Origin of the sequence: Streptomyces capoamus (assembly GCF_014654935.1) — a bacterium.
Taxonomy (GTDB): Bacteria; Actinomycetota; Actinomycetes; order Streptomycetales; family Streptomycetaceae; genus Streptomyces; species Streptomyces capoamus.
The window spans coordinates 75,162-81,276 of the sequence record NZ_BNBF01000009.1; the positions used below are offsets into that span (position 1 = coordinate 75,162).

Genomic DNA, 6,115 nt, shown 5'->3' on the forward strand with positions numbered 1-6,115 from the left:
CGGCCTGTCGCGCGGACGCGACAGGCCGGGCGGGCCTCCTGCGGCGGGCGGCCGGGCCGACCCCGTGCGGCGTCAGTGCCCGTGCACGTCGTTCGTCGCCTCGATCTTCTTCCAGGACTTCGGCCGCTCCACGGCCGTACCCGTCTTCACCAGGGCGCGGACCGCCGGCGCCGCCGGCTTCGACGGCTGGAACAGCCAGGTGTCGAACAGCGCGGACAGCGGCTTGCCGGACACCTGCTCGGCGAACTTCTGGAAGTCGGCCACCGAGGCGTTGCCGTAGGCGTGCTCCTTGGGCCAGCCCTTCAGGATCGCGAAGAACGCGTCGTCGCCGACCTTGTTGCGCAGCGCCTGGATGGCCAGGGCGCCCCGGTCGTAGACGGCGGCGCTGAACTGCTCGTCCGGGCCCGGGTCACCTGGCTTGACCGTCCAGAACGGGTCGTCGGCCGGGTGCGCGGCGTACACGTAGTCGGCGAGTTCCTGCGCGGTCCCCTCACCCTCGTGCTCGGACCACAGCCACTGCGCGTACCGGGCGAAGCCCTCGTTGATCCAGATGTCCTTCCAGCCCTTGAGGGACACGTAGTCCCCGTACCACTGGTGGGCCAGCTCGTGCACGACCACCGAGGTGTTGGCGCCGTTGGCGAACTGCCGCGGGCTGTAGTAGACGCGGGTCTGGGTCTCCAGCGCGTACCCGGTGGTGGTGTTCGGCACGTAGCCGCCCGCCGAACTGAACGGATACGGCCCGAAGTAGCCGCTCAGCCAGTCCACCAGCTCCCCGGTGCGCTCCACGCTGGCGCGCGCGGCGCCGTCGTTGTCGCCGAGGTCCTTGCTGTAGGCGTTGAGGACGGGCACCCCGCCGTCGGAGGTGCCGGTGGTGATGTCGAACTTGCCGACCGCGAGGGTGGCCAGGTACGTCGTCTGGGGCTTGTTCTGCCGCCAGTTGTAGCGGGTCCAGCCCAGCTTCGAGGACGTCGACTGCAGCGTGCCGTTGGAGAGGGCCTGGGTGCCGTCCGGCACCGCCACCGACACGTCGTAGGTGGCCTTGTCGCTCGGGTGGTCGTTGCTGGGGAACCACCACCAGGCCGCCTCGGGCTCGTCGGCGGCGACCCCGCCGTCCGGCGTGCGGTGCCAGGCGGTGAAGCCGTAGGCGCTCTTGGCGGACGGCACCCCGCTGTAGCGGACCACGATCGTGACCGTGGTGCCCTTGGCCAGCGGGGTCTTCGGGGTGACGACCAGTTCGTGCTGGTCGGAGGTCGTGAAGGCCGCCTTGGTGCCGTTGACCCGCACCTCGCTCACGTCCAGCAGGAAGTCCAGGTCGAAGCTGGACAGGTCCTGCGTGGTCTTCGCCAGGATCGTCGTCGTGCCCTGCAACTCGTCCGTCTTCGGCTGGTACTGCAGCCTCAGGTCGTAGTGGGAGACGTCGTAGCCGCCGTTGCCGTAGGACGGGTAGTAGGGGTCGCCGATGCCCGGCGCGCCGGGGGCGTAGCTCGCGGCCGATGCCGGGATCGCCAGCAGCAGGGAGGCCGCCGCCAGTGCGCCCGGGGCGATGATTCTGCGGTGCACGTCAGCTCCAAGTCGTCAGGACTGTCGGTCCGTTCCAAGAAGTCTGTTCAGAGACTATTCAGTCCCTGAGGCCCCTGACCTGTCCATGACCCCTGCTGTCACACGATCGCCATTCAGCCGACACGCCACGGGAATGCCGTCTTCTGCACGGGAGTTGGCCGGAGTACCGTCCGCGCATGCCGAAACGCACGCGCGCCACCCTCTGGAGAACGCTCGTCACCGCCGCCGTCACCGCCCTGACGGCCGCCTTCCTCACCCCGGCCGCCGCCCAGGCCGCGCCCCGGGAGAGCAGACCCGTCTATTCCTACGCCGACGCCGTCCGCGAGTCCGTGTGGGTGGACACCGGCCTCGACGAGGACGGCGACGGACGGACCGACCGCGTCGCCGCCGACATCGTCCGGCCCGCCGAACCGGCCCGGCAGGGCCGCAAGGTGCCGGTCATCATGGACGCCAGCCCCTACTACTCCTGCTGCGGACGCGGCAACGAGAGCCAGCGCAAGACGTACGACGCGCAGGGCCACGTCGTACAGATGCCGCTGTTCTACGACAACTACTTCGTGCCGCGCGGCTACGCTTTCGTCGGCGTCGACCTCGCCGGCACCAACCGCTCCGACGGCTGCGTCGACGTCGGCGGCCGCTCCGACGTCCAGTCCGCCAAGGCCGTGATCGACTGGCTGAACGGCCGCGCCAAGGCCTACACCAGCCGCACCGGCGGCACCCCCGTACGGGCCGGCTGGACCAATGGCCGCACCGGCATGATCGGCAAGAGCTGGGACGGCACCATCGCCAACGGTGTCGCCGCCACCGGCGTCAAGGGCCTCAGGACCATCGTCCCGATCAGCGCCATCTCCTCGTGGTACGACTACTACTTCGCCCAGGGCGCCCCCCTCTACGACGGCGGCCCCGACGAACTGGCCGGCTACGTCGAGAGCGCCGACGCGCACGCCCACTGCGCGGCCGTCCAGCGCGAACTGGCCGACGGCAGCCCGCGCAGCGGCGACTGGACCCCGCTGTGGTCCGGGCGGGACTACGTCAAGGACGCCGCGAAGGTGCGCGCCAGCGTGTTCCTGGTGCACGGCATGCAGGACCTCAACGTCCGCACCCAGCACGTCGGTCAGTGGTGGGACGCCCTCGCCCGGCACGGGGTGCGGCGGAAGATCTGGCTGTCCCAGACCGGGCACGTCGACCCGTTCGACTACCGGCGCGGCGCCTGGGTCGACACCCTGCACCGCTGGTTCGACCACGAACTCCTGGGCTACGACAACGGGATCGACCGAGAGCCGGCGGCCGACGTCGAACGCCACCCCGACCAGTGGGTCACGTCCACCGCCTGGCCCCCGCGCGGCACCCGCGCCACCGTCCTGCACCCGGCCACCGGCACCCGGCCCGGCGTCGGCACCCTCGGACTGCGCCCGGCCGCCGGAACCGAGACCTTCACGGACGACCCGGCGCGCGGCGAGACCGACTGGGCCGCGCGGCTCACCACGCCCACGCCGGAGAAGGCGGGCTTCCTCACCGCGCCGCTCACCCGGAACGTGCGCCTGTCCGGTTCCTCCACGGTGACGGTCACCGCGACCCCGAGCACGGCCTCGGCCCACCTGTCCGCCGTACTGGTCGACGTCGGTCCGGACACCATCCGCGACTACGCCGACCCGGCCGAGGGCATCACCACCCTCACCGACCGCACCTGCTGGGGCGCGAGCACGGCCGGGGACAGCGCCTGTTTCAAGGAGACCGCGGCGAAGACGGCCGCCGTCGACTACACCGTGGTCAGCCGCGGCTGGGCCGACCTCGGCCACTACGCCTGGCCGGCCAGGGGGGTCCCGCTCACCCCGGGCCGGGCCTACACCATCACCCTCGGTCTCGCGGCCACCGACCACGTCGTCCCCGCCGGGCACCGGCTGGCCCTGATCGTCGCCGGTACGGACAAGGACCTGATCGACCCGCCGTCCACCAGGCCGACGCTCACCGTGGACCTGTCGCGGACGACGGCCAGGGTCCCGCTCGTGGGCAGTACGGCGGCCTTCGCCCGGGCCACGCCCGGCCGCGCCGGGGCGCCCGCGCCGAGGGTCCTGGACGGCGTCGGTGCCCCGCGTACCACCGCCCGCCACGTTCCGGCGAGCTGACGTCCCCGCCACGGTGACACTGGTCGTGGGCCGGTCGCGCAGTTCCTCGCGCTCCCGGGGGTGGCTGGTCGTCGGGTTCGGGTGCGGGTGGTCGTGGGCTGGTCGCGCGGTTCCTCGCGCCCCTGGGGGTGGCTGACCGCCGGGCTCGGGCGCGGGTCGTCGCGGGCCGGTCGCGCCCCCGGCTTGTCGGGGGCCGGCGGATCAGGTGGGTGGGGTTGCCAGTTCGGCCGTCTCCCGGGCGCAGCCCCACGCCACCGTGACGCCGGCGCCCCCGTGGCCGTAGTTGTGCACCAGCACGCGGCCGTCCGGCAGGGGCCGGCGTTCCAGCCGTACCGCCTCCCGGGCCGGCCGCAGGCCCACCCGGTGCGCGAGGACCCGCGCGCCGGCGATCTCCGGGCGGACGGCCGCGCACCGGGCCACGATCGCCGCGGCGGTGGCCGGGTCCGGCTCCAGGGCCCAGTCGTCCTCCTCGGCCGTGCCGCCCAGCAGCAGCCGGCCGGGCTGCGGAATGAAGTAGGTGGAGACGGCCGAGGAGTGGTCGACGGCGGTGAACCAACCGGTGACGCCCGGGTTCTCGACCACGACCAGCTGCCCGCGCACCGGCCGCACCGCCGGGTCCGGCACCAGGGAACGCGCCCCGAGCCCCGTGCAGTTGATCACCACGGGGGCGGGCACAGCGGCCAGGTCGGTCACCGCACGGACCTCCACCGCACCGCCCGCCGCCACCAGCCGCGCCCGCAGCCACGCCAGGTGCACCGGCATGTCGATCACCGGCAGCCGCGCCGCGAGCCCCCCGGCCACCGCGCGCAGCCCCGGCACCCGCGCCGCCCACGCGCCCAGCTCCTCCAGCCGGCTCCCGTGGTGCACGCCGTCGACGAGGCGCACCCCCGTCTCCCCGGGCCGCTCCGCCAGCTCCTCGTACACCCCGAGGGACTCCAGCGCCCACGCGCCGGCCAGCGGCTCGGGTTCGATGCGGTACGGCCACCACAGACCGCCGGCGACCGCGGAGGTCGTCCGCTCGGCCGGCTCCCGCGTCCACACCCGCACCCGCCGCCCGGACTCGGCCAGCAGCACGGCCGTCGTCAGCCCGGCGACCCCGCCGCCGACCACGATCACTTCGTCTCTCGGCTCACTGTCCACGCCAGGACGATAGGCCCCGCCCGTCCACGCCAGGACGACAGGCCCCGCGCGGCCGGCGCCGGCAGGCCGGCCTCCGTGCCGGTGACCGGCGGGAAACCGTGGCCGGGACGCGCACCCGCCGCCGCTAGGATCGACGTCCTGATGACTGCCACCCTCGTTGCCAAGAACCTCGCCGCCGGGCACGGCGACCGCTCGCTGTTCTCCGGACTCGACCTGGTCGTCGCGCCCGGCGACGTGATCGGCCTGGTCGGCGCCAACGGCGCGGGAAAGTCGACCCTGCTGCGCATGCTCGCCGGACTCCTCCCGCCCGAGCAGGGCGAGCTGCGGCTGTCCCCGCCGGCCGCGACCGTGGGCCATCTGCCGCAGGAGCCGGAGCGCCGGCCCGGGGAGACCGTCCGGGAGTTCCTGGCCCGCCGCACCGGCGTCGCCGAGGCCCAGCGGACGATGGACGAGGCCACCCAGGCGCTGGTCGACGGAGCGCCGGGCGCCGACGACGCCTACGCGGCCGCCCTGGAGCGGTGGCTCGGACTGGGCGGCGCCGATCTGGAGGAGCGCGCGGAGGAGGTCGCCGACTCCCTGGGCCTGGCCGTGGACCTGGACCAGCCGATGACCGCCCTCTCCGGCGGCCAGGCGGCCCGCGCCGGCCTCGCCTCCCTGCTGCTGTCCCGCTACGACGTCTTCCTCCTGGACGAGCCCACCAACGACCTGGACCTGGACGGCCTGGAGCGTCTGGAACGGTTCGTCACCGGCCTGCGCGCCGGCACGGTCGTCGTCAGCCACGACCGCGAGTTCCTCACCCGCACCGTCACCAAGGTGCTCGAACTCGACCTCGCCCAGCAGCAGATCAACCTCTACGGCGGCGGCTACGCGGCCTACCTGGAGGAGCGGGAGACGGCCCGCCGGCACGCCCGCGCGGACTACGAGGAGTACGCCGACAGGAAGGCCGCCCTCCAGGACCGTGCCCAGACGCAGCGGTCCTGGATGGACAAGGGCGTGAAGAACGCCCGCCGCAAGGCGGGCGCCGACAACGACAAGATCGGCCGCAAGTTCCGCAGCGAGGCCAGCGAGAAGCAGGCCGCCAAGGCCCGGCAGACCCAGCGCATGATCGAACGCCTGGAGGTGGTCGAGGAGCCGCGCAAGGAGTGGGAGCTGCGCATGGAGATCGCGTCCGCACCGCGGTCGGGCGCGGTCGTGGCGACGCTGCGGGACGCCGAGGTCCGGCGCGGCGACTTCACCTTCGGCCCGGTCTCCCTGCAGATCGACTGGGCGGACCGGATCGCGGTCACAGG

General features: G+C 73.5%; 4 protein-coding genes. 2 read left to right on the plus strand and 2 right to left on the minus strand.

Features of this window, described 5'->3' with window-relative positions; translation table 11 throughout:
- Window positions 1-72: 72 nt before the first annotated feature.
- The gene (locus IE312_RS16310) at window positions 73-1,560 is read right to left on the minus strand and encodes a M1 family metallopeptidase (protein WP_189982422.1); all 1,488 of its coding nucleotides are present in this window, start codon (window positions 1,558-1,560) and stop codon (window positions 73-75) included.
- 176 nt (window positions 1,561-1,736) lie between these two features.
- On the opposite strand from IE312_RS16310, the gene IE312_RS16315 reads away from it, so the two are divergent.
- The gene (locus tag IE312_RS16315; RefSeq protein ID WP_189982423.1) at window positions 1,737-3,686 is read left to right on the plus strand and encodes a Xaa-Pro dipeptidyl-peptidase; all 1,950 of its coding nucleotides are present in this window, start codon (window positions 1,737-1,739) and stop codon (window positions 3,684-3,686) included.
- 201 nt (window positions 3,687-3,887) lie between these two features.
- On the opposite strand, the gene IE312_RS16320 is transcribed toward IE312_RS16315, so the two are convergent.
- Complete coding sequence (locus IE312_RS16320) at window positions 3,888-4,802, minus strand: FAD-dependent oxidoreductase (RefSeq protein WP_189982726.1); 915 nt, start codon at window positions 4,800-4,802, stop codon at window positions 3,888-3,890.
- A gap of 165 nt (window positions 4,803-4,967) precedes the next feature.
- Between IE312_RS16320 and IE312_RS16325 the strand changes: the two genes are divergently transcribed.
- Window positions 4,968-6,115: ATP-binding cassette domain-containing protein (locus IE312_RS16325; RefSeq protein ID WP_229899871.1), on the plus strand; the 1,148-nt coding region annotated here is incomplete at its 3' end.